Annotated in this window: 20 protein-coding genes; 8 read left to right on the plus strand and 12 right to left on the minus strand. The window is 64.1% G+C overall.

The window, feature by feature from the left end:
- Positions 1–14: 14 nt before the first annotated feature.
- The 5 genes from ABR323_RS03385 to ABR323_RS03405 all read right to left on the minus strand — a co-directional run bounded on the left by ABR323_RS03385 (position 15) and on the right by ABR323_RS03405 (position 5,444).
- Entirely contained in the window at positions 15–1,448 is a 1,434-nt protein-coding gene (locus ABR323_RS03385; protein ID WP_439448213.1) for an OprO/OprP family phosphate-selective porin, read from the minus strand.
- 132 nt (positions 1,449–1,580) lie between these two features.
- Positions 1,581–2,357 carry an ABC transporter permease gene (locus ABR323_RS03390; protein WP_439448214.1) on the minus strand — a complete coding sequence of 259 codons (777 nt, stop codon included), beginning with the start codon at positions 2,355–2,357 and terminating at the stop codon, positions 1,581–1,583.
- Complete coding sequence (locus tag ABR323_RS03395; protein ID WP_049447912.1) at positions 2,341–3,174, minus strand: ABC transporter ATP-binding protein; 834 nt, start codon at positions 3,172–3,174, stop codon at positions 2,341–2,343. The genes ABR323_RS03390 and ABR323_RS03395 overlap by 17 nt, the downstream gene beginning before the upstream one ends.
- 14 nt (positions 3,175–3,188) lie before the next feature.
- A complete protein-coding gene (locus ABR323_RS03400; protein WP_439448215.1) occupies positions 3,189–4,247 on the minus strand; it encodes an ABC transporter substrate-binding protein in 1,059 nt (352 codons plus the stop codon).
- A gap of 75 nt (positions 4,248–4,322) precedes the next feature.
- A complete protein-coding gene (locus ABR323_RS03405) occupies positions 4,323–5,444 on the minus strand; it encodes a 4-oxalomesaconate tautomerase (protein ID WP_439448216.1) in 1,122 nt (373 codons plus the stop codon).
- A 109-nt stretch (positions 5,445–5,553) separates the two neighbouring features.
- On the opposite strand from ABR323_RS03405, the gene ABR323_RS03410 reads away from it, so the two are divergent.
- Together ABR323_RS03410 and ABR323_RS03415 are read left to right on the plus strand one after the other, a co-directional pair.
- Positions 5,554–6,456: a LysR family transcriptional regulator gene (locus ABR323_RS03410; protein WP_010485668.1), complete on the plus strand. Its 903-nt coding sequence runs from the start codon at positions 5,554–5,556 to the stop codon at positions 6,454–6,456.
- Between the two features lie 123 nt (positions 6,457–6,579).
- Positions 6,580–7,110 (plus strand): contact-dependent growth inhibition system immunity protein, encoded by a 531-nt coding sequence (locus ABR323_RS03415; protein ID WP_439448217.1) that lies wholly within the window; start codon positions 6,580–6,582, stop codon positions 7,108–7,110.
- Between the two features lie 77 nt (positions 7,111–7,187).
- On the opposite strand, the gene ABR323_RS03420 is transcribed toward ABR323_RS03415, so the two are convergent.
- From ABR323_RS03420 to ABR323_RS03430, 3 genes are all read right to left on the minus strand, one after another.
- Positions 7,188–7,715, minus strand: a complete 528-nt coding sequence (locus tag ABR323_RS03420; RefSeq protein WP_439448218.1) for a DUF6622 family protein — start codon at positions 7,713–7,715, stop codon at positions 7,188–7,190.
- A gap of 88 nt (positions 7,716–7,803) precedes the next feature.
- Positions 7,804–8,688: a methylenetetrahydrofolate reductase gene (locus ABR323_RS03425; protein WP_439448219.1), complete on the minus strand. Its 885-nt coding sequence runs from the start codon at positions 8,686–8,688 to the stop codon at positions 7,804–7,806.
- On the minus strand, positions 8,688–9,602 hold the full coding sequence (locus tag ABR323_RS03430; protein WP_439448220.1) for a LysR family transcriptional regulator: 915 nt from the start codon (positions 9,600–9,602) through the stop codon (positions 8,688–8,690). Before ABR323_RS03430 ends, ABR323_RS03425 begins: the two co-directional genes overlap by 1 nt.
- A 176-nt stretch (positions 9,603–9,778) precedes the next feature.
- Between ABR323_RS03430 and msuE the strand changes: the two genes are divergently transcribed.
- From msuE to ABR323_RS03445, 3 genes are read left to right on the plus strand one after another with little or no spacing between them, the layout of a single operon-like run.
- Positions 9,779–10,360, plus strand: coding sequence for an FMN reductase (msuE, locus tag ABR323_RS03435; protein ID WP_135273663.1), 582 nt, complete (start codon positions 9,779–9,781; stop codon positions 10,358–10,360).
- 57 nt (positions 10,361–10,417) lie between these two features.
- Positions 10,418–11,395 carry a DUF1852 domain-containing protein gene (locus tag ABR323_RS03440; RefSeq protein ID WP_439448221.1) on the plus strand — a complete coding sequence of 326 codons (978 nt, stop codon included), beginning with the start codon at positions 10,418–10,420 and terminating at the stop codon, positions 11,393–11,395.
- A 39-nt stretch (positions 11,396–11,434) separates the two neighbouring features.
- Complete coding sequence (locus tag ABR323_RS03445) at positions 11,435–12,469, plus strand: methionine synthase (protein WP_439448222.1); 1,035 nt, start codon at positions 11,435–11,437, stop codon at positions 12,467–12,469.
- Positions 12,470–13,079: 610 nt separating this feature from the next.
- Here ABR323_RS03445 and ABR323_RS03450 read toward each other — a convergent pair.
- From ABR323_RS03450 to ABR323_RS03465, 4 genes are all read right to left on the minus strand, one after another.
- A complete protein-coding gene (locus ABR323_RS03450) occupies positions 13,080–13,892 on the minus strand; it encodes a S1 family peptidase (RefSeq protein ID WP_439448223.1) in 813 nt (270 codons plus the stop codon).
- A gap of 274 nt (positions 13,893–14,166) precedes the next feature.
- The gene (locus tag ABR323_RS03455; protein ID WP_439448580.1) at positions 14,167–15,366 is read right to left on the minus strand and encodes a serine hydrolase domain-containing protein; all 1,200 of its coding nucleotides are present in this window, start codon (positions 15,364–15,366) and stop codon (positions 14,167–14,169) included.
- 174 nt (positions 15,367–15,540) lie between these two features.
- A complete protein-coding gene (locus tag ABR323_RS03460; RefSeq protein WP_439448224.1) occupies positions 15,541–16,689 on the minus strand; it encodes a serine hydrolase domain-containing protein in 1,149 nt (382 codons plus the stop codon).
- Between the two features lie 125 nt (positions 16,690–16,814).
- Positions 16,815–17,819, minus strand: a complete 1,005-nt coding sequence (locus tag ABR323_RS03465; protein WP_439448225.1) for an extracellular catalytic domain type 1 short-chain-length polyhydroxyalkanoate depolymerase — start codon at positions 17,817–17,819, stop codon at positions 16,815–16,817.
- Between the two features lie 223 nt (positions 17,820–18,042).
- On the opposite strand from ABR323_RS03465, the gene ABR323_RS03470 reads away from it, so the two are divergent.
- The 3 genes from ABR323_RS03470 to ABR323_RS03480 are packed head-to-tail and all read left to right on the plus strand — an operon-like array spanning position 18,043 to position 21,601.
- A complete protein-coding gene (locus tag ABR323_RS03470; protein ID WP_439448581.1) occupies positions 18,043–20,217 on the plus strand; it encodes a TonB-dependent receptor in 2,175 nt (724 codons plus the stop codon).
- Between the two features lie 32 nt (positions 20,218–20,249).
- Entirely contained in the window at positions 20,250–21,128 is an 879-nt protein-coding gene (locus tag ABR323_RS03475; protein WP_439448226.1) for an alpha/beta fold hydrolase, read from the plus strand.
- Positions 21,125–21,601 carry a MaoC family dehydratase gene (locus ABR323_RS03480; RefSeq protein ID WP_439448227.1) on the plus strand — a complete coding sequence of 159 codons (477 nt, stop codon included), beginning with the start codon at positions 21,125–21,127 and terminating at the stop codon, positions 21,599–21,601. Before ABR323_RS03475 ends, ABR323_RS03480 begins: the two co-directional genes overlap by 4 nt.
- Positions 21,602–21,621: the final 20 nt, after the last annotated feature.

Genomic DNA, 21,621 nt, shown 5'->3' on the forward strand with positions numbered 1-21,621 from the left:
GCGGCGCCCCGGCCCTAGAAGACCAGTTGCAGGCGGGTATTGAAGGTGGTGCCTTCATCCCTGCCCGCCGCACTGCCGCTGCGGTGGTGGGTCTGCCAACGCACGGCTTCGAACATCACCCGGCTGAAATCGTTGAGGTACCAGTTTGCGCCCAGTGTCCACGCGTGGCCGGTACCGCCACTGGGCAGCTCGGCATAGTCCACGTCCTCGTAACGGCCCTTCAGCTCCCACGCGCCGCTGCCGCCGCGCGTCACCGGATCGGCTACCTTCACCTTGCCCCAGGTGCCGGCCTTGCCCGAATAGGAGGGCAGCGCGCCCGCCAGGAACCAGCCGGCCGAGATCGCCCACGCCTCGTGGTCGCGATCGTAGCGACCGCTGGCATCGGCCCCGCGCAGGCTTCGCGTACCCCACTCGCCCGTTGCCCACGCCGGGCCGAAGAAGCCGGCCAGTTCCGCACCGTAGGCGGTGCTGCGCTCGGCGCCCAGCAGCGTGCCCGGCGTGATCTTGACCAGATCGTTGAAGTGCCCGGCGATGGCCGAACTGCGCACCACGCCGCTGGCTCCTGCAGGAATCTTCTCGTGGAAGGCCCATGCCCCCAGATGCAGCGTGGCAGCAGCGGTGTCCACAGGATTCCAATGGACGCGCGTGGCCCAGGTCTGGCTGTCGTTGTCGGTACCGGCGTTGTTGAGATCGTTGCCGGCCACCGCCAGGCTGGCATGCCATCCTTTTCCATACACGCGCTCGGTCAAGCCGACACCAAACAGGCCTCGCTGCGGCAGCATCAACGTGCCGACCACGTTGCGCTCCTGGAACGGCGTGTTGGAGGTGCTGCTGGAGCCATCGATACCGCGATCGTTCAAGCGGTTGCCCATCGTGAGATCGGCCGGCAGGCCGAACAGCGTGTGGTCCAGCGTGGCGTAGACCGACTTCCAGGCCACCGCGTTGTCGGCGAAGTCGCCCTCCACCACCCAGCCCAGAGTGCCGTAGCGCCCCTCGGCACCCAGTCGCACCGAACGGATCTCGGTACCCGAAACGTTGCGGTCGCTGACTGCGGATCCGTCAGTGCTGGAGGCGTCGACGAACAAGCGGCCGCGGGGACGGAAAACGGTATTGCCGTCGGCGCTGCTGAACTCCGGTGCGCCCTTGGCCCAGGAAACCTTGGGCAGCTTGGACTGTCCGGATTCCAGTGCGGCCACCCGCGTCTCCAGCGCAGGCACGGATTGCGCGGGCGGTGCGGCCGCGGTGCCCTGCCCGCCCTCCACGGCGCGGAGGCGGGCTTCCAGTTGCTGGATCTGCAGCGCCTGTTGCTGCACCAGGCGTGACAGCTCGGCCTGGCTCAGCGGCGCAGGAAGCGAGGACGTGGACTGGGCGTCGGCATGGCCACTGGCCAACAGCAGGCCGAGCGCGACCGACAGCGCTGCCATCGGCAGCACGGTGGAATGATTCATGGGCTCTCTCCGGCCAGCCGGCCCCCTGGCCTGGCGCTGGCCTGTTGCGGTGGTGCGGGGGAAGATCGGGCGAGGAAGCTCACGCCGCCGGATTGCCCCGGCGGCGCGGCAGGCGGGCTCAGCCTGGCCCGGTCAACTGGTGGCCTGTGCCTGGGCGTTGGGACGCCAGGTAATCAACTTGTTCTCAACCACGTCCAGCAGGGCGTCGATGACGAGCACGAAGGCGGCCAGGATGATGATGCCGGCGAACACACCGACGGCGTTGAAGTTGCCTTCTGCCTGCGCGATCAGGTAGCCAAGGCCCGCCGAGGCGCCGAGGTATTCGCCGATGATCGCACCGACCACCGCAAAGCCGACCGAAGTACGCAGCGAAGACAGGATCCAGCTCGCCGCTGCCGGGAAGTAGACATGGCGCAGCAGGTCGCTGCGGCTCGCCCCGAGGATGCGGGCATTGGCCAGCACCACCGGGTTCACCTCACGCACGCCCTGCATGGCATTGAAGAACGTGGTGAAGAACACCAGCGTGACCGCCAGCGCCACCTTCGACCATAGGCCCAGGCCGAGCCACAGCACGAAGATCGGCGCCAGAACCACGCGCGGAATCGCGTTGAAGCCCTTGATGAAGGGATCCAGGATGCGCGCCGAGCGCCGGCTCAGGCCGAGCCAGACACCGCCGGCCACGCCAAGGCCGGTACCGATGATGTAGCCCAGCGCGGTTTCGGTCAGCGTGATGTACACATGCTGGTAGAACGAGGTATCGGACAGCCAGGTCCAGGCCTGCTGCACGATCGCCGTCGGCGCAGGGAAGAAGAATGGATCGATCACGCCCAGCGCGATGCCGCCTTCCCAGCCACCGAACACGGCGACCACCAGGGCCAGCTGGATGAACTTGTCAGTCTTGGCGTGCATAGCTCTTCTCCACTTCGCCGCGCAGGCAGGCCCAGATATCGCGGTACAGGTCGGTGAAACGGTCATCCAGCTTGATCTCGGCCACGTTGCGCGGCCGCTCCAGATCCACATCGAAACTGCGCACCACGCGGCTGGCCGGGCCGGAGGACAGCACCACCACGCGATCGCCCAGGGCGATGGCCTCTTCCAGATCGTGGGTGATCAGGATCACCGAGCGCCGGTCCTCCTGCCACAGCCGCAGCAGCTCGTTCTGCATCAGGTGGCGGGTGTGGATGTCCAGCGCCGAGAAGGGTTCATCCATCAGGATCACCTTCGGCTCGACGATCAGCGCCTGCGCCATCTGCACGCGCTTGCGCTGGCCACCGGACAGCTGGTGGGGGTAACGATGCTCGAAGCCGGTCAGGCCGACCTTGGCCAGCCACGCATTGGCTTTGGCCTTGCGTTCGGCCTCGGGCACGCCGCGGAAGCGCAGGCCGAGTTCAACGTTCTGGTAAGCCGTCTTCCACGGCAGCAGCGCGTCCTGCTGGAACAGGTAGCCCACCGACTCCTGCACACCGCTGACGGCGCGGCCGTCGATGCTGACCTGGCCGGAAGACGGCTTCAGCAGGCCTGCAACGGAATTGAGGATGGTGCTCTTGCCGCAGCCGGTAGGACCGACGATGGCAAGGAACTCGCCGTCACCCACCTGGATGTCGACATCACGTACGGCGGTGAATTCGCCGAAGGACATGGTCACCTTGTTGATGGCGACCATGGTCTGTGCGGGCTCCAGCTGCGGTGCGCCATTGAACTGGCGCACGGTGGCATTGAGGGCCATGGGGTTACCTCCGCTTAACGTTGGGCAGCCGGCGCCGCAGCGTTGGCACGCTCGACGAAGGCATTGGTGTAGGTCCTGGACAGGTCGATGTTGGCCTTGGCCACATCCGTGTTGAATTCACGCAGCACCTTCAACGGCGTCTCCAGATCGGCGGGCGTGAAGCGGCCGTCCCGGGTGAAGATCGCGCGGGCGTTCTCCACCGCGCGGGCATAGGTTGCGCGGTCACCGGAGACGTAGCTGTCGGGCAGCGCGGCAACGATCTCTTCGGCACTGTTGTCGGCGATGAACTTCAGTGCCATCTGCTCGGCGCGGGCGATCTTCTCGGCCGCTTCGGGGCGCTTGTCCAGGAAACTCTGGTTGGCGTACATCACCGAGGTCGGGTACAGCCCGCCATAGACCTGGCGGGCACCGTCGTCGCTACGCGCATCGAGGAGGATCCTGCCGACCTTGCGCTCGGTGATCAGGGTGGCGGCAGGATCGTAATTGACCAGCAGGTCGATCTTGCCCTGCTCCAGCGCGGCGACCGCAGCAGCACCGGAGCCGACACCGATCAGCGAAATGCTGTCGGCCGGAATATCGTGCTGGGCGAGGAAGTGACGGACGAAGAAGTCGGACGAGGAGCCCGGTGCGGTGATGCCGACCTTCTGGCCCTTGATGGTTTCCGGTCGTGCAGGATCGAAGGTGGCATCCTCGCGGCCGGCCATCACCAGGCCCGAATTGCGCGAGAGCAGTACGAAGGCAACCACGTCCTTGCCCTTGGCCTGCATCTGGATGGTGTGGTCGTAGAAGCCGACGGCCACGTCGGTGGAGTTGGCCACCAGCGCCTGCAACACTTTGGAGCCGCCCTGCGCGAAGTTCTCCGTCTTCACTTCGAGACCGACGTCCTTGAAATAGCCCTTGGCGTCGGCAATGAAGAACGGAAGGTTGTTGAGGTTGTAGGAACCGACGCTGATGCGCACGGGTGCGTTGTCACCACCGCCGGTGGAAGCGCCTTCCGCGCGCCCGCCGTTGCTGCAGCCGGCCGCGGCCAGCCCGGCCGCGCACAGCGCGACCATCAGGAACTGCTTGTACATCATCCCTCCCAGGAGTGAAGCATCTACGTTGTGGTGGTGGGCGGGCACGCCTGTGCCGACCCATCCGGTTTCAGATCATGCCGCTGACGTCCATTGGCGGGCTTGGGTGGTACTGGCCGTGGCCGGTGCGGGCGATGTCGCGTACACCCGTCCCTCGAACAGGCGGCGTGCGGTGCGAACGACGCTGGCAATCACCGGCGTGTCGCTCGAGCTGCGGCTGAGACCCACCTCCAGGGTCCCGCTCGGATGTTCGAGGGTAATGCTGCCGGGAACGGACAGGCATCCGACCAAAGTGTGGGCCAACGTACCCGGCGTGACGGCAGCGGTGGCCAGGCCGACCGCACCGGTAATGGCCAGGGCCGTATGGCATTGGTGCGGCATGAAATAGCGCACCTGCAGATCGCCCCCGTGCTGCGGTGCCGACAGCAGCACCGGCTTTGGGATGACCTTGTTGCCGGCATCGGCGATGCCCATGCGGGCGCCCGCCTCGATGCGCAGCACTTCCAGCCGGCGCATGAACTCGGCGTCCGCGTTCAGTTCGGCGGGCGAGGCATCACCACGCACGCCCAGGTCTTCGGCACGCACCAGCATCATCGGCATGGCGCAGTCCACCAGGCTGACCGGCACGCCATCGATGGTTTCCTGCGCGTGCCCGCTGGGTAGCAGCTTGCCGGTGCGGGCGCCTGCCGCATCCAGGAAGGAAAGCCTGACCGGCGCGGCCGAGCCCGGCGTGCCGGCAATACGCGTATCGCCGCGGTAGACCACATTGCCGCCCGGCGTTTCCACGGTGGCAATGATCAGCTTGCCGGTGTTGACGTTGTGGATGCGCACCTCGGTCTGCGGATCCTGCGCCTGCACCAGCCCACGCTCGATGGCATACGGGCCCACTGCTGCCAGCATGTTGCCGCAGTTAGGGGACGTATCCACCACCTGCTGCTCCACCCGAACCTGGGCGAACAGATAATCCACGTCGGCGTCCGCCCGGCTCGAGCGGTCGATGATGGCCACCTTGCTGGTCAGCGCGTTGCCTCCGCCGATGCCGTCGATCTGCAACGGATGGCCCGAGCCCATCACTTCCAGCAGCAGGCGATCGCGTTCGGCGATGTCCACCGGGAGGTCGCTGGCCAGGAAGAACGGGCCTTTGGAGGTGCCGCCGCGCATGAGTACGCAGGGAATGCTGAGCAGATCGTTGGACATACGTGTGCTAGATTGATGCGTATATGGGATGAATGACCCCTCTGTGATTCGATACTGGCATGACCCCAATTGATCTGTGAATTGCTGATTTTTGGATGATTGATACCTGATGAGCATCAATTGCGAAATCCTGGATCTGCGCGCGTTCCTGCTGGTATCGGAGACACGCAGCTTCCATCGCGCCGCTGAAATCCTGCACGTCTCCCAGCCAGCGCTCAGCCGACGGATACAGAAACTGGAGCAGGCCGTGGGTTCGCCGCTGCTGGAGCGCACCACGCGCAGCGTCAGCACCACCGCCGTCGGCGAGAACCTGCTGCCGCTGGTGCGTCGCATGCTGGAAGAGTTCGATGGTTCGCTGTTCTCACTGCGTGGCCGGGAGGACACCCGCGGCGCCACCGTCACCATCGCGTGCCTGCCTACGGCGGCGTTCTACTTCCTGCCCAGCGTGATGGCGCGTTTCCACGAAGCGCACCCGAATGTGCGCTTCCGCATCCTGGATATTCCTGCCACAGAGGGGCTACAGGCGGTGGAACGCGGCGAAGTCGAGTTCGGCATCAACTTCATGGGCGCCAACGATCCAAATCTCGACTTCGACGTACTGGCCGAGGATCCGTTTGTGCTTGCGTGCAGGCGCGATCATCCGCTGGCCCGCAAGCGCAAGGTGGAATGGGCCGATCTGGCCGAGCATCAGCTGATCACCGTGCATCGCACCAGTGGCAACCGCACGCTGCTGGACGGCGCGTTGGCGCGCGAGAACCTCAAGCTGAGCTGGCACTACGAAGTGACCCACCTGTCCACGTCGCTGGGCATGGTCGAGGCCGGCATCGGCGTGTCGGTGCTGCCGAAGATGGCCACGCCGGACGGGGATCATCCCACCCTGGTGACACGTGCCATCGGCAACCCGGTGGTATCGCGCACGATCGGCATCGTCCGCCGCCGGGGCGCCCTGCTCTCGCCCACCGCCGAGCGGTTCCTTCAGATGCTGATGAGCCAGTGGCGCGGGGAAGCTTGAGGCACTGTCTGGCAGGCGCACAGTGATAAGGTTATGACGGTGCTCAGCGGGATCAAATTAATAGAGCTATTGAGTGCGGTCAAAGCAGGGGTGTTGCGGTGAAAATTACCAAGGCAGATCAAGATGAGCGATGTCGTAAAAACAGCTTGGGCAGATGCGAAAATAAATAAAGATTTTATTTGCGTAAGAACTTTTTCTGGCTATCGAAGTAGCCAGGCAGATCCGCAGGGTGTGGAGCATTTTTTCAGCCCTGACGCTGGCGATAAAGACCTAGGCCTCGCTGTACTTGACGCCTTGGCTCATAGCCGATTTGTGCTTCCCGAGCAGCGAGAGGATGTTTGGATTCATCCTGAAGCTACTTTTGATATGGAGCTCTACGACTACAACCTGACCAATCAGCGATATGATCAATGGGTTGGCAGAAGTTTGGAGCGCTATGGCTACAAGACCAAGCGTGCATTATTTAAAGATATGAAAAAATGCGCCATCGAAAGTAAGGGGGGACAGATAACTATTCGCCCCAGTCATCACGAAAGGCTGGAGGCCTGGAGTGGCAAGGGCATAAGTGAGAGTGACTATGTCATTATCCCCAGCGGCAGTTTCCCTTCTGATGTAGGCGCTGCGTTACGCTTGGCTTTTGGTCGGTGCACTTAATGTGTATCTGATGGCAACGCCGAACTCGATTGCCGGTGACTTGCGGAGCCGGCCAGCGGCCGGCACTACCCGATTGATCAGCTTGCGGTTTCCAGCCCCTTGCCCGCCGCATCCAACCGCAGCGAGGCCAGATAGCGGCAGTACTTGCCCACGAAGATGCCAATGAATCCACCGGCCAGCAGCAGGTAGCCAGCACTGAAACCGGCGCTGGCGGACAGCGAAGGCGACACCGCAAATGCGACTTCGAAGCCGTACTTCACCAGGAAGGTGACCAGCAGCAGCGGCAGCAGGCTGAAGTCCGCGCTGCGCCAGAGCTTGCCGGTACCGCTGTCCAACGTCAGCTTCAACCGATTCAGCAGCAACCAACCAAGCGCGGCCCCCGTGGCGATGCCGGCCAGCCATTCGCTCCAAGCCGTGAGCGACGCGCCGAAGCGATGGCTGATCGACCACGCACCCCATGCGGCGAACAGGGCAGGCACGATCGCCAGCTTCTGCAGTGAGGTCTCGGCCGGCTTCATGGCGGCGATGCCACGGGTGATCAGGAAGGCCAGGAGCAGCCAGACCCAGAGCGGCGTCTGCGAGGCAAGTTGCTGGAGCATGTTCATGAGCGATCCCCTTGCTGAGTGGCGGCGAGGTGCCCTCGCCTTGGCGCTCACTATTCGCTTTCACCCCGGTTGCAGCCAGTGACAGCTGTCAGCCATCGCCGATTACGCTGCCGGCAGTGGAAGCACGCACCCGGTGCCGCTCTATCCAGTCCAGTGACGGCGCAATGCCACCGAACGGGAACAGGTGCGGGCTGACCAGACCATGGGCGTCGGTCAGCCCCTGCACGAGACGGTCGACAAACACCTCCGGCCCCGCCGTGCCGAGCAGCCGACCGATCGAGACGCCGTACCTGGCCAGCATCGATGCACTGGCACCCACGCCGCACATCGCGGCGTAGCGCAGCAACCTGCTGATGCTGGCCGGCCCCGGCACACCGACCAGCACTGGAACGTTGATGCCACGAGCGCGCAGTACAGCCAGCCAAGCAAGCACGATATCGGCATCGAAGGCGAACTGGGTAATGATCAAGGGTGCCATGCCGCGCGATTCGATGGCCCGGCACTTGCGTTCAAGCGCCTGCCAGCGATCGTCACTGCTCATCACCGGATGGCCTTCCGGGTGCCCGCCGATACCCACGACTCTGACGCCGAAACGCTCAAGAAGTCCGGTCTCGATGATCGAAGCACTGTCAGCAAACGGTCCGGCAGGCGTGGCGAGGTCACCGGCGATCACCAGGCACTGCTCGACACCGGCCTCGCTGGCAGCACGCTCCAGGAAGCGCTCAAGCGCCGCATGCGAGCCGATGCGGCGGGCAGACAGATGCGGCATCGGCTCGAAGCCGAGCGCGCGCACCGTGCGCGCGGCGGCCAGGCGTGCGTCGTCATCCTCACTGGCCAGGTAGGGGATGGAGATCGTCGTGCCACGCGCTATGCGGGCGGCCTCGGCGCGCAGCGCAGACATGGCCTTCGCGCTGACTTCCAGTGAAAAGGTGTTGATGAAGGCTTCCGCCCGTAGTGATCCAGGTGCGGGCATCAACGGGCTCCGCCTGCATTGCCGGCAAGCGGCGAGCTGTTACGGGCCAGTTCGATGAAGGACTGCAGGTAGTCGATGCCGGTATCCGCCTCGCGCGCACCCAGATAGATCTGTTTGGGGATGCCTTTGGCACCCAGGCGCACGGGCACCACGCCCATGCGCGCGGCGTACTCCTCCACCAGCCAGCGCGGCATGGCGGCCACGCCGCGGCCGCTGGCCACCATCTGCATCATGATGTCGGTGGTTTCAATGGCCTTGTGGCGGCGCGGCGTGATGCCGGCCGGCAGCAGGAAATGGTTGTAGATGTCCAGGCGCTCGAACGGCACCGGGTAGCTGATCAGTACTTCCTGGCTGAGCTGGCGGGGCTTCACGTAATCCACCTTGGCCAGAGCGTGGCTCTTGGCCACTACCAGCACCTGCTCGTAGTCGAACACGGGGATGAACTTCAGGCCCGGCTTCAGCAACGGATCGGGGGTGACCAGCAGGTCGATTTCGTAGCCGAACAACGCGCCGATGCCGCCGAACTGGAACTTCTGTTTGACGTCCACATCCACGTCCGGCCACGCGGCCAGGTACGGCGAGACGATCTTCAGCAGCCACTGGTAGCAGGGGTGGCACTCCATGCCGATGCGCAGGGCGCCACGCTCACCCTGTGCGAACTGGCCCAGCCGCTCCTCGGCCAGGTCCAGCTGCGGCAGTACGCGGTTGGCGACCGCCAGCAGGTACTGCCCGGCCTGGGTCAGGCGCAGGCTGCGGCCCTCACGCAGCCAGACATCGGTGCCGAGCTGCTGCTCCAGCTTCTTCATGCTGTGGCTGAGCGCCGACTGGGTCAGGTTGAGCACGCCGGCCGCGGCGGTGAGCGAGCCCTGCTGCTCGACCTGCTGCACGATGCTGAGGTGGATCCGTTCCAGCATGACGATGAATCTCACTCATGGATTGGTGAAGTAATACCATTTTACGTCATGGAAAGGCGTGGCTAGCATCGGGTCATGCCTTCGGTTGCCTGCCAGCCTGCTGATCCAGCCGGCCTGCAGGACTGCGCCCCCGCAGCTCGCGCCGAAGCCGCCCCTCCCCTGCTGAAAGCGAATAGATGACCCGCCCCCTCCGTATCGTCGCCGTCTCCGGTGGACTGCAACGCCCTTCCAGGGCCGCCACCCTGGCCGAGCATCTGCTGGGCCTGATCGGCGAAGACGTTCATTGCGAGCAGGACCTGATCGAACTGGGCGAACTGGCGCCGCAGCTGGCTGGCGCACTCTGGCGCTCGCAGCTGCCAGTGGCTGTGGAGCGCCAACTGGTCGCCGTCGAACAGGCCGACGTACTGGTGGTGGCCACGCCGGTCTACCGCGGCTCGTATACCGGACTGTTCAAGCACTTCTTCGATTTCATCCACCAGGACGCACTGGTCGACACCCCCATCCTGCTGGCCGCCACCGGCGGCAGCGAGCGCCACGCACTGGTGATCGACCACCAGCTGCGGCCACTTTTCAGCTTCTTCCAGGCCCGCACCCTGCCCCTGGGCGTCTACGCCACCGACCGCGATTTCGCCGAGGGCCGCATCCACAACGAGGCGTTGATCCAGCGCGCACGGCTGGCGGTGCAGCGGGCAATGCCCTTGCTCGCCCTGTCCCATCGCGCGGCGCCCGCCATCGCCGAGACCGCCGCAATTCTCTGAATTCCGGATGCCAGCAGTCTGCATTCGGACGTCACCCCGCAAACCGGAACGCCGCCCATGACAACCGACACCTTCACCTTCAGCATCACGCACATCCCCTTCAACGAGAACTACCAGCCCGCCGACGGCACGCGCATCACCACCAACTTCGCCAATCTGGCCCGTGGTGCGTCCCGGCAGGAAAACCTGCGCAACACGATCAGCATGATCAACAACCGCTTCAACGACCTCGCGCATTGGGACAACCCGAATGCGGACCGCTATGCGGTCGAACTGGACATTATCTCGGTGGAGATGCACATCGATGGCACCGACGGCAGTGATCCGTTTCCGTTGATCGAGGTGTTGCGGCCAACCATCGTCGACACGCAGACCGGCGCGCGTACCGAGGGCATCGTCGGCAATAACTTCTCGTCCTATGTGCGCGACTATGATTTCAGCGTGGTGCTGCCGGCCAGCAACGAGGGCAAGGCCACCTTCGGCATTCCGGAGGGCTTTGGCGACCTGCATGGCAAGCTGTTCAAGCACTTCCTTGAATCGGACGCGTACCGCGCCAGCTTCAGCAAGGGACCGGTGATCTGCATCAGCGTGTCCAGCAGCAAGACCTACCACCGCACCGAGAACCACCACCCCATCCTGGGCGTGGAATACCGCCAGGGCGAGTTCTCGCCTACCGATCAGTACTTCGACAAGATGGGCCTGCAGGTGCGCTACTTCATGCCGCCGGGCAGCGTTGCGCCGCTGGCATTCTATTTCCAGGGCGATCTGCTGGGCGATTACTCGAACCTGGAACTGATCGGCACCATCAGCACGATGGAGGCCTTCCAGAAAATCTACCGACCGGAGATCTACAACGCCAACTCCGTGGCCGGCAAGGTCTACCAGCCCAGCCTGAAGCACCAGGACTATTCGTCCACCCGCATCGTCTACGACCGCGAAGAGCGCAGCCAGCTGGCGGTCAAGCAGGGCAAGTTCACCGAAGAGCACTTCATCAAGCCGTACCGCGCCGTGCTTGAGCAGTGGGCTGCCCGCTGATCCATCGATTTTCCATTCGCCCCCAGGAAACAAGACGCAATGTCGACGAAGAAACTGCTCCCCACCTCCACCGCCGGCAGCCTGCCCAAGCCGTCCTGGCTGGCAGAACCCGAGAAGCTCTGGTCGCCCTGGAAGCTGCAGGACGAAGGCCTGACTGAAGGCAAGCAGGACGCGCTGCGCCTGTCCCTGCAGGAACAGCAGCATGCCGGCATCGATATCGTCAGCGACGGCGAGCAGACCCGGCAGCACTTCGTCACCACCTTCATCGAACACCTCAACGGCGTTGATTTCGAAAAGCGCGAGACTGTGCGCATCCGCAACCGCTACGATGCCAGCGTGCCGACCGTGGTCGGTGCCGTGAGCCGTCCGAAGCCGGTGTTCGTCGAGGATGCGAAGTTCCTGCGTCGGCAGACCACGCAACCGATAAAGTGGGCGCTGCCCGGCCCGATGACGATGATCGACACGCTGTACGACGCGCACTACAAGAGCCGTGAAAAGCTGGCCTGGGAGTTCGCGAAGATCCTCAACGAGGAAGCAAAGGAGCTGGAGGCGGCCGGCGTTGACATCATCCAGTTCGATGAGCCGGCCTTCAACGTGTTCTTCGACGAAGTGAACGATTGGGGCGTGGCCACCCTGGAACGCGCAGTCGAAGGGCTGAAGTGCCAGACCGCGGTGCACATCTGCTACGGCTACGGCATCAAGGCCAACACCGACTGGAAGCAGACGCTGGGATCGGAATGGCGCCAGTATGAAGAGTCGTTCCCCAAGCTGCAGACCTCCAGCCTCGACATCATCTCGCTGGAATGCCACAACTCGCACGTACCGATCGACCTGATCGAGCTGGTGCGCGGCAAGAAAGTCATGGTGGGCGCGATCGACGTGGCCTCCAGCACAGTGGAGACCGCCGAAGAGGTGGCCAACACCCTGCGCAAGGCACTGCAGTTCGTGGATGCCGACAAACTCTACCCGAGCACCAACTGTGGCATGGCGCCGCTGGCGCGCGAGGTCGCCAGAGGCAAGCTGCGTGCGCTCAGCGAAGGGGCGAAGATGGTCCGCGAGGAGCTCTCGGCATAAGCCTGGCTGGGGATGCGTTCCCACCTGGCCGTCGAGTTGACGGGGCCCGGTCCGGTATCGACCAGGCTCCGTTCCGCCCCTGCACTTCGGGCCTGACCGTCGTCGGCGACTGCCGTGGCGCCAGGGCCTCCTTGATCCGGCCCATCTCCCTTGCCCCGGCCTCGGCCAGGCGCCGGGCCTGCTGCCGCTGCTCCCGCGTCAGTACCGGCGGCGGCACGGCGCTCGGCTCGCGCGCAGCACCAATCAGTCGCGCAACGGCTTCGCGCAGTGGTAGTTGTGGGCAAAGCCGCGCCGCGCACCAGCGCTCGGCATATCGCTTCGCCTGGCGGACACTGGCAGCAGGCACGACCTTGGTCGGTGACATCCCGCGTGCGTCCAGGCACAGGCGGAACCCGAGTACGGCATGCGGCACGATGTTGGCCACCGAACGGCCGTTCCACCACAGATCCCAGCGCTCGCCACTCTGCACCCAGCCGGGCGGCCGGCTGACGTTCATGAAATCTGGACGATGAAATGATGAGCCCATGACGGCAAGCATACGAACGCCCGTCGCACCGGCTGAGATCCGGGCAGCACCACCTGTGCACCGCTGCGCCTTCAGGAAAGGCCATTACTGTGATGCGTCACGGCTGATGCTTTCGATCCAGTCGATGTAGCGCGATACGCGGACGTTGTAGACCACCTGGCCATAGAAGCCCGCCTCAAGCGCATGCTCGGGAACCGCAGTGATCCACGAACCAAGCCCCACCAACTGCGGCGTTCCGTGATCATCAATCACCAGCGGACCACCGCTGTCGCCGTTGCCGAGAACACCCTCCAGTGGCAGGGCCCGCGGTGGCGGATCGAACCGATACCAGAGATACCGCTCGTTGCCGTCGGTAATCGCGTTGTATGCCCGCCGCAGGGTCGTGCGATGCGAGCCGCCCGGCACCAGACCCATGGCGCCGTTGCCGGTGGCGCCCTTCCCTATCAGGGCCGCGATCTGCGCGACTTCGGCAGCGCCGCGATAGAGCGCCACGGGCTGTACACCCTCTACGGCAGTGGCAAGCCTGATCAGTGCGATGTCATCCGAGGCCGCCAGGAACGCGTGAATCCTGGAGGGATTCCCGGTCGCCAGCGCCTGCTTGCCAAGGGCTTCTGGCATTCTTCTGAAACCAGGATGCACGAAAACGCGCTCGACAGCATATGCACGTCCATCGATGGAGATGGTCTCTCCCATTCCTTCCATGGGTGCCGCATGCGCTGCGGTCAGCACCCAGCGCGGGGCGATGAGAACGCCATGCCCCTCACTTGGCATGTCGGCCAGCGCCGGGAAGACAGAGGCATCGATCTGATACCTTGCGTCGTCAACGTCATCACGGATGACCACGGCACCGGCAGTGAGCGGGAGCGCAGCAAGTGCCAGGAAAAGCCAGCGAATCATGGAGTCGTCATCCCTGTGGTCGATCACTGCAGCCTAGCCGAGGGCATCCGCGCGGTGGAGAACATGCGACCAATGACGGCATGCAGCGACAAATGCCAGGAATCCGAGCGCGAAGCCTTGCGGCCGACAGCCGCTGGGGCCGAGCCGCCTATTCGCATCGGCTCCATGCCTATCCGCCACGTCATCCTGCGAAGCCACTTTGGTGCACGGACCGGGCCGCGCGGGCCCGGACGTCATCGGATAGCGATTGATGGCACGGGCCGGGCGCTGTGGTTCACTGCAGGGTCTGGGCCAACTGCAGCACGTCCGCAAAGAAAGATGCGTAGTCATCCAGTGGCGCGCTGTGGCTGTCGCGCCGGTGAATCAGGCGCACCGCAACCACACGCTGCTCCGGAACGATCATCAGGTATTGGCCCAGATATCCATTGGCCGCGTAGGTGACGGTCTGGCCGCGCCGGATATCGAACAGGTCGGCGAGCTTCAATCCGCGACCAGTGATCTCAGTGCCATACTGTTGCGGCCAGTCGGGCCCCAGTTGCTTGGCCAGAAAAGCGACCAATGCGGCCTTGCTGTCGAATGATCGGCCTTCCGTGGCCAGCAGCGCCTGCCGGACGGGAGCGCTGACACCACGCTCGGCAAGGCAGGCACTCGCCCGCGCCTTCAACTGATAGCGTTCCGAGGCGGGAATGCGCCACCACAACAGACCTACCTCCGGCGAACGCGCGCTCTCTGCGGTCAACAACGCCACCGAGCGCTCGCTGAGCAGGCGCACGCCGTCCGGGGTCAAGCCTCGATCGAGCAGCAACTGGCCGATGGCCGCCAGATCTTCCGCGCGCATCGACAGCCCGGCCATGCCCAGCGGCGTACCGGCTTCGTCCTTCATCCACGTGTAGCGGGTGATGCCCAAGGGCTTGAACAGCCGTGCATCGAGGTAGGCGTCCAATGGCTGCCCGGACAGATGCTCGACGATTCCGGGCAGCAGATTGGTGGCCTTGTTGTTGTAGGAAAAGACCGCGCCAGGGTCGCTGCTCAGTTCGGCCGCCAGCGCCAGCTTGACCAGATCGGGGGCGCCTTCCAGTTCCTGACCTGCATTGGCCACGTTCTGCAGGCCTGATGTGTGGTCCAACAGCATGCGTATCGTGATGTCCGCCTTCCGGCCCTGCTTCCATTCGGGGTAGATGCTGCTGACGGGCTGGTCGATCGAGGCCAGCTTTCCGTCATCCAGCAGCAGGACGATGGCCAACGCGACCACGGACTTCGTGGCCGACATCAGATGCACCACCTCCTGATCGGCGGTGGACTTCCGCTCCAACAGGGTTTGGCCAGCTCGCTTGACCAGCACGGCATCGGAATGCGCAGCACGAGCGTTGCGTTCGATCGTGGCAATGGCCTCGGCGGTGGTGGTTGCGCTCGTGATGACAGGGGCGGCCATTATCAGGGCCATGGTGCAGGATAACCAACGTGTGAATTTCATGGGCACCTCATCCAGTGAATGCCAGCACAGAGTGACTACAGGTGTAGTCATGGTGCAGTGCCTTAAGTCATGCGTCTGCAGCGGCACAGGACCACCACCACGCGAAACACGCAGGCGGTCCGACGTACATGGCTGCCGTTGCCGGGACCGCCCGGCCGTGGCTATCCATGAAGTTCAACGCGCGACGATTCTCCCGACCAGGGTATCGACCGCCGCTTCCATGGCACTCGCGGTCTGGTCGCCACTCTGGTTGGTGATCACGAAGATGCTCAGATCGTGCTCCGGCATGATGTAGATGTAGCACTGCGAGCGTGGCACGCCACCGTGGTGGGCGTAGTAGACACCCTTCTGGTGATCGCCGGCGACGATGTTCCAGAAATAGCCGATGCTGAACTCGTCGTCGAATCTGGCCAGAGTGCGATGCGACTCCTTCACCACCGGACCGTTGGCCAGCTGGAACTGAAGGTACTTCACCATGTCGGGCACCGTTGCCTTGACGTTGCCGGAAGCGCCCCACGGCAACTGTGGCATCGGCGTGGTCGGCACCGGATTGTCGCTGTGGTAGCCGATGGCAAGACGGTCTTTTTCCGAATCCTCCAGCCTGATGCTGATGCTGGTCATTGCAGCGGAATCGCTGAAGAAACCACGCAGCAATGACGCGTAGTCGGTCTTGTAGACCCTTTCCAGAATGTGCGCCGTCAGCTCCGTCCCCGCACTGGAGTACGCGTACTCGTTCCCGGGCATCCGTGGGATCTGCACGGCGTGCAGATCCCGCAGGAAATCCGGTTTGCCGTAGTGCGCATAGAGGGCATTGAGTTCACCGGGCACGCGGTGATCGCTGAAGTCCTCCAGCACCGTGTTCGCCCGCTCCGGCAACATGTTCGGCAGGCCACTGGTGTGCGACAGCAGGTGACGGACCCGTATGGGTTGGCCCTGGTATTGCAGGTTCGGGTAGTCGCCCTGCAGGAACGTGCGGACGTCATCCTCCAGGTCCAGCCTGCCTTCAAGTACTGCACGGGCCATCAACGTGCCCGCCAGAGTCTTGCTCAGCGAGCCGATCTCATACAGCGTTGCGTCGTTCGGCATGCCGGGTCTGCCGGCCACCATTTCGCCGCGATGACGGATGAAGGTCTGGCCCCTGTACGCCACGCCGATGGAAGCCGAGTGCAGCAAAGGCTGTTCGATCAGGGTCTGGGCCACCTCGTCGACCGCTGCCCCTACATCTTTCGGCGGCATCTTCCTGCCCTCGCAGCCGACGGCAAGGAGCACGGCGGACAGCACGACGGCGATGAGCCATTGCCAGTTTCGGGCAGTCGTTGACATGGATTCCATGCGTCAGCGCTTGAAGGACGTGGGAACGGGCGCTCACGATAATCGATTGCCTTGAGCGACTGGAGGTGCCATCCGGCACCTCCAGCCGCGTCCCTCCCTGGCAGTTCTCTACCCCCTCAGCGCTGGTAGCCCTTCAGGAACAACCAGGTGATCAGCGTGGCATCCGGTCCCTTCGGGTCGGTGAACGGCAAGCCGGACTGGCTGCCGCTCCACGCATGTCCCATGCCCTGCACCACATAGTGCTGGACCAGCGTCCTGCCGCCGTACGCATAGGTGTCGACGGTATACGCGCGGCCGCCCGGCACCTGGCCGTGATAGGTGCTGGTCGGCACGTACTTCACCGAATCGTTGTCCAGGCCGTCATCGGCAAGATCGTTGGTCTGCAGGAACTGGCGAACGGCCTGCTGACCATTCACCGGATTGACGGTGAGATCGGCGCTGCCATGGAACACCAGCACCGGCAGCGGGCGCGGTGACGGCGAGCCCGAGCACTGCCATGCCAGACGACCGTTGCTGTCCGGCGAATAGATGCTACCGGCCAGCAGCGCATAAGCGCTGCCCGAGATGGTGGTCGCGCCCTTGAACATGCCACCGGAATGAATGGCACCGGCGGCAAACACGTCCGAATAGCAGGCCAGCATGATCGAGGTCATCGCCCCGCCCGCCGAAATGCCGGTGACGTACACGCGATGCGGATCAACGCTGTAACTTGCCTTCACTTTGTCCACGATACCGGCCAGGAGCGAGGGCTCACCACTGTCGCGCGCCTGGTTGATCGGCAGCTGCCAGTTCCAGCAGCGGGCCGGATTGGAGGTGACGTTCTGGCGCGGATACACCACGATGAAGCCCTCGGTATCGGCCACATCGTTGAAGCCCGAGGCCTCGCCCATCAGGTTCGGTCCGGTCACGCAGCCGTGCAGCACCAGCAGCAAAGGCAGGGGGTGTGTGTCGTCGTAGCCGGCCGGCACCCATACCTGGTATTCGCGGGCGCCGAACAGATTGCCGTAGAGGTCGATATCCCAATGCCCGGCTGGGCCTGCGGCAAGGGCGCTGCCCGCCATCGCCAACCAACCGCACAGCGCCAGCAGTACAACCTTGATCGAATCGATTCCGGATTTCATGGCCAGATCCTCATGCGTGAGTCGTGGATGAAGGGGTACCGGGGAGCGTTTCCGGCTGGGGGCGCGCCCAGTATCCGCATCCGGTGGCCGCTGCCGACTGGACCTAGGTCCACTCGCCGCCGCCTGATGACACCGCTAGCCTTGGCTGCAGGGGTGGCAGAGGGCCATCCGCAATGGACATGCCTTGGGGGAGGAAAGGATGAATCGGAATTGTTTGAGTCTGATGATCGGTGCGCTGCTGGCCACCGGGCCGGTACTGGCACAGGAGTCGCCACAGGCTGCGCCAACGACAGGCAGGGCCGCTTCACCCACCAATCTGGACAGCATCAAGGTCACTGCACGCAAGCGCGAGGAAACCCTGCAGGAAGTGCCGGTGGCAGTCACTGCCTTCACTTCGGAGGCGCTGGACAGGATGAATGTCCAGGACATCAGCGACCTGGATGCGCAGGTGCCCAACCTGACCATCTACGCCGCACGCGGTGCCAGCAGTACAGTCACCGCCTACATCCGCGGCGTCGGCCAGTCCGATCCCACCTGGGGCGCAGACCCGGGCGTGGGCATTTATCTGGACGATGTGTATATCGCCCGTCCGCAGGGGGCGCTGCTGGACGTGTTCGACGTCTCGCGCATCGAGGTGCTGCGCGGCCCACAGGGCACGCTGTATGGCAAGAACACCATTGGCGGTGCGATCAAGTACATCTCGCGCGGCCTGCCCACCCAGACGGAGGGCTTTGCCCAGATCACCGTAGGCAACTACAGCCAGCTGGATGCTAAAGCGGCCATCGGCGGCCCGATTGGCGGTGCCGACAGTGGCCTGCGCGCCCGCGTGGCAGTGGCCAGCATGAACCACGATGGGTTTGGCGAAAATACCTTCAATGGCCAACCGGTCAGCGACAAGCAGGTCAACGCGGCGCGATTGAACCTGGGCGCCTATGCCGGCGACGACTTCGATGTTCAGTTCGCGCTGGACTGGATCGATGACCAGTCCGGCATGCGCGGCTCGAAGATGCTGGCCCCCAACCCGTTCCTGCGTGCTTACCCGCCGATGGACAGCCGTTACGACATCCGTTCGGGCATGCGCAACCTCAACAACGTGGAAACCAAGGGCGCCTCGGCCACGGTGAATTGGCGGCCGAACGAAGATATTGCAGTGAAGTACGTGGTGGCCAAGCGCGAATCGGACAGCGAAGCCAACATCGACTTCGACACCACGCCGGTCAAGCTCGCCGACGTGGGCGGCACCTATCACGACGACCAGGTCAGCAACGAAGTGCAGTTGAACTACGATGCCGGCGGCCGGGTGCGCGGCGTGGTCGGCCTGTACCAGTTCAGTGGCGAGGCCGGCGGGCAGATCCAGAACAACTACTTCAGTGCGCAGTTCGCCGACAACCAGGGCAAGGTGCTGACCGACAGCATCGCGCTGTATGCGGACTGGACCTTCGACCTGACCAGCAGACTGAAGCTCGACGTCGGCGCCCGCTACACCGACGAGGACAAGCGCGCGATCGTGCTGAACCGTCTCTACGCCGACCCGGGCTTCAGCCGGCCGGTGGCGGTAACCGCCGATTTCGACAAGAAGACCAACTTCAAGAACGTCTCGCCCAAGGTGTCGCTGGACTACCAGATCACCCCGGACATCATGGTCTATGGCCTGGCGACCCGTGGCTTCAAGTCCGGTGGCTACAACATCCGCGCCAACGCGGTAGCAGTGCCGCGCTCGGCGGAGCCGTTCGATGACGAGACCGTGGACAGCTACGAAGTCGGCAGCAAGATGGCCTTCCTCGACCAGCGTCTGTTCCTGAATCTTTCGGCGTTCTACAACAAGTACAAGGACATCCAGCTGTCGGTGTTCACCGGCCTGGATACCAATGGCGATGGCATCGATGATTCCTTCTTCGGTGATTTCACCAATGCCGGCGCGGGTACCGTCAAGGGCCTGGAGGTGGAGTACCAGTACCTGCCCAGCCAGCACTGGCTGATTACCGGCAACCTGGCCTGGCTGGATACCAAGTACGACGAGTACATGGACCGCGGCATCAACGTGGCCAATCAGATGAAGTTCACCAATGCGCCGGAATTCTCGGGTGCGTTCAACGTGGAGTACCGCACCGACCTGGCCAACGGCAGCAACCTGTCAGCCCGGGTGGGCTACAGCTATCAGAGCGAGGTCTGGCCGACCACTGACCTGAGCCCCGTGATCCGTCAGCAGGGCTATGGGCTGGTCAATGCCGGCGTGATCTGGCGGCTGGATGATGCGTGGACCTTCTCGCTGCAGGGCACCAACCTGGCCGACAAGGAATACCGCACCACCGGCTACAACATTCCGGCCGTCGGCACGCTGATTGGCTTCTATGGCCCGCCGCGCCAATATAGCCTCAGCGTCCGTTACGATTTCTAGCGCATCCGTTACGATTTCCAGGAAGCCCCTGAATGATGCAGTCTTACGTAGATCTGTACTGGAACAGCGACGATGGCCTGCGCCTGCACGCGCGCGACCATGCACCGGGTGCAGGGCAGACAGCCCGCGGCACGGTGGTCTGCATTCCCGGCCTGACCCGCAATGGTGCCGACTTCGATGCGCTTGCCGATGCGCTCACCGCCGAGGGCTGGCGTGTTATTGCGGTCGACCTGCGTGGCCGCGCAGGTTCTGAACGTGCACATGATCCGTCCAGCTACAACCCGCGCACCTATGCGGATGACATGGTGGCGTTGCTGCGCGCGCAGAACATCGACAAGGCAGTGTTCGTCGGCACCTCGCTGGGCGTGCTGGTGACCATTACCCTCGCCTCCCGCGCGCCTGAGCGGATCGCTGCCGCTGTGCTGAACGATGCCGGCCCCAAGGTGCCACGCGAGGCGCTGGCACGGATCGGAAAGTACGCGGGCAAGCCGGTGCCGCCGATGGATCTGGAACAGGCCACGGCCTATGTGGCATCGATCGGCAAGGCCGCGTTCCCGCGCTTCAGCACCGATGACTGGCGGCAGATGGCGGTGCGCACCTTCCGCCCGCGCAGCGATGGCCTGCTGGAACTGGACTACGACCCGGCGGTGATCCGTACCACCCGGCCATGGCTGTTGTGGCTGTTGCGTCCGGTGCTGTGGCGTGCGGTTCGCGGCTTGACCGCACGGGTGCCGGTGCTGGTGGTACGCGGCGCGCTGTCCGACATCCTGCCGGCCGATGTCGCCCGCCAGATGGCGGCCACCTCGGAGAGCGCCCGCCTGGTGGAAGTGCCCGATGTGGGGCACGCACCGATGCTGTCCGAGCCTGAGGCACGTGACGCGATCCTGGCCTTGCTGGAGCGGGTGGCGTGAGTACGGACAGCGGGCTGCCTCCTGCCCTGCAGGCGTTGCAGCAGTGGGCGGCCAGTGAACGGCTGAGTGGCGTGACCCGCGTGGACCAGTCACGCATCGATGCCTTTGCCGACGCCACCGGCGACCACAACTGGATCCATGTCGATCCGGCGCGGGCGCAGGCACAGATGCCGGGCGGGCACACCATCGCACATGGTTTCCTGTTGCTCTCGCTGACGGTGGAGGACGATGTGGCCGCCCTCGCCGGGTTCCCCGGCATCACGCACGTGCTCAACTACGGCTTGAACAAGGTCCGCTTCCTGGCGCCGGTGCCGAGCGGGTCCGAGGTGCGGGTTCGCTCGCAGTTGGTGTCACTGGACGCGCGCCAGCCCGGCCAGTGGCTGCTGACCCAGCGCAAGGCCGTCGAGCGGGTTGCCGATGGCGAGCTGGCACTGGTCGCTGAGCAGCTGTCACTGATCGTGAGCGCCTCCTAGCACCACCCTGCCCGGTTCTC

Origin of the sequence: Stenotrophomonas sp. ATs4, from assembly GCF_051861585.1 — a bacterium.
Lineage (GTDB): Bacteria > Pseudomonadota > Gammaproteobacteria > Xanthomonadales > Xanthomonadaceae > Stenotrophomonas > Stenotrophomonas maltophilia_AS.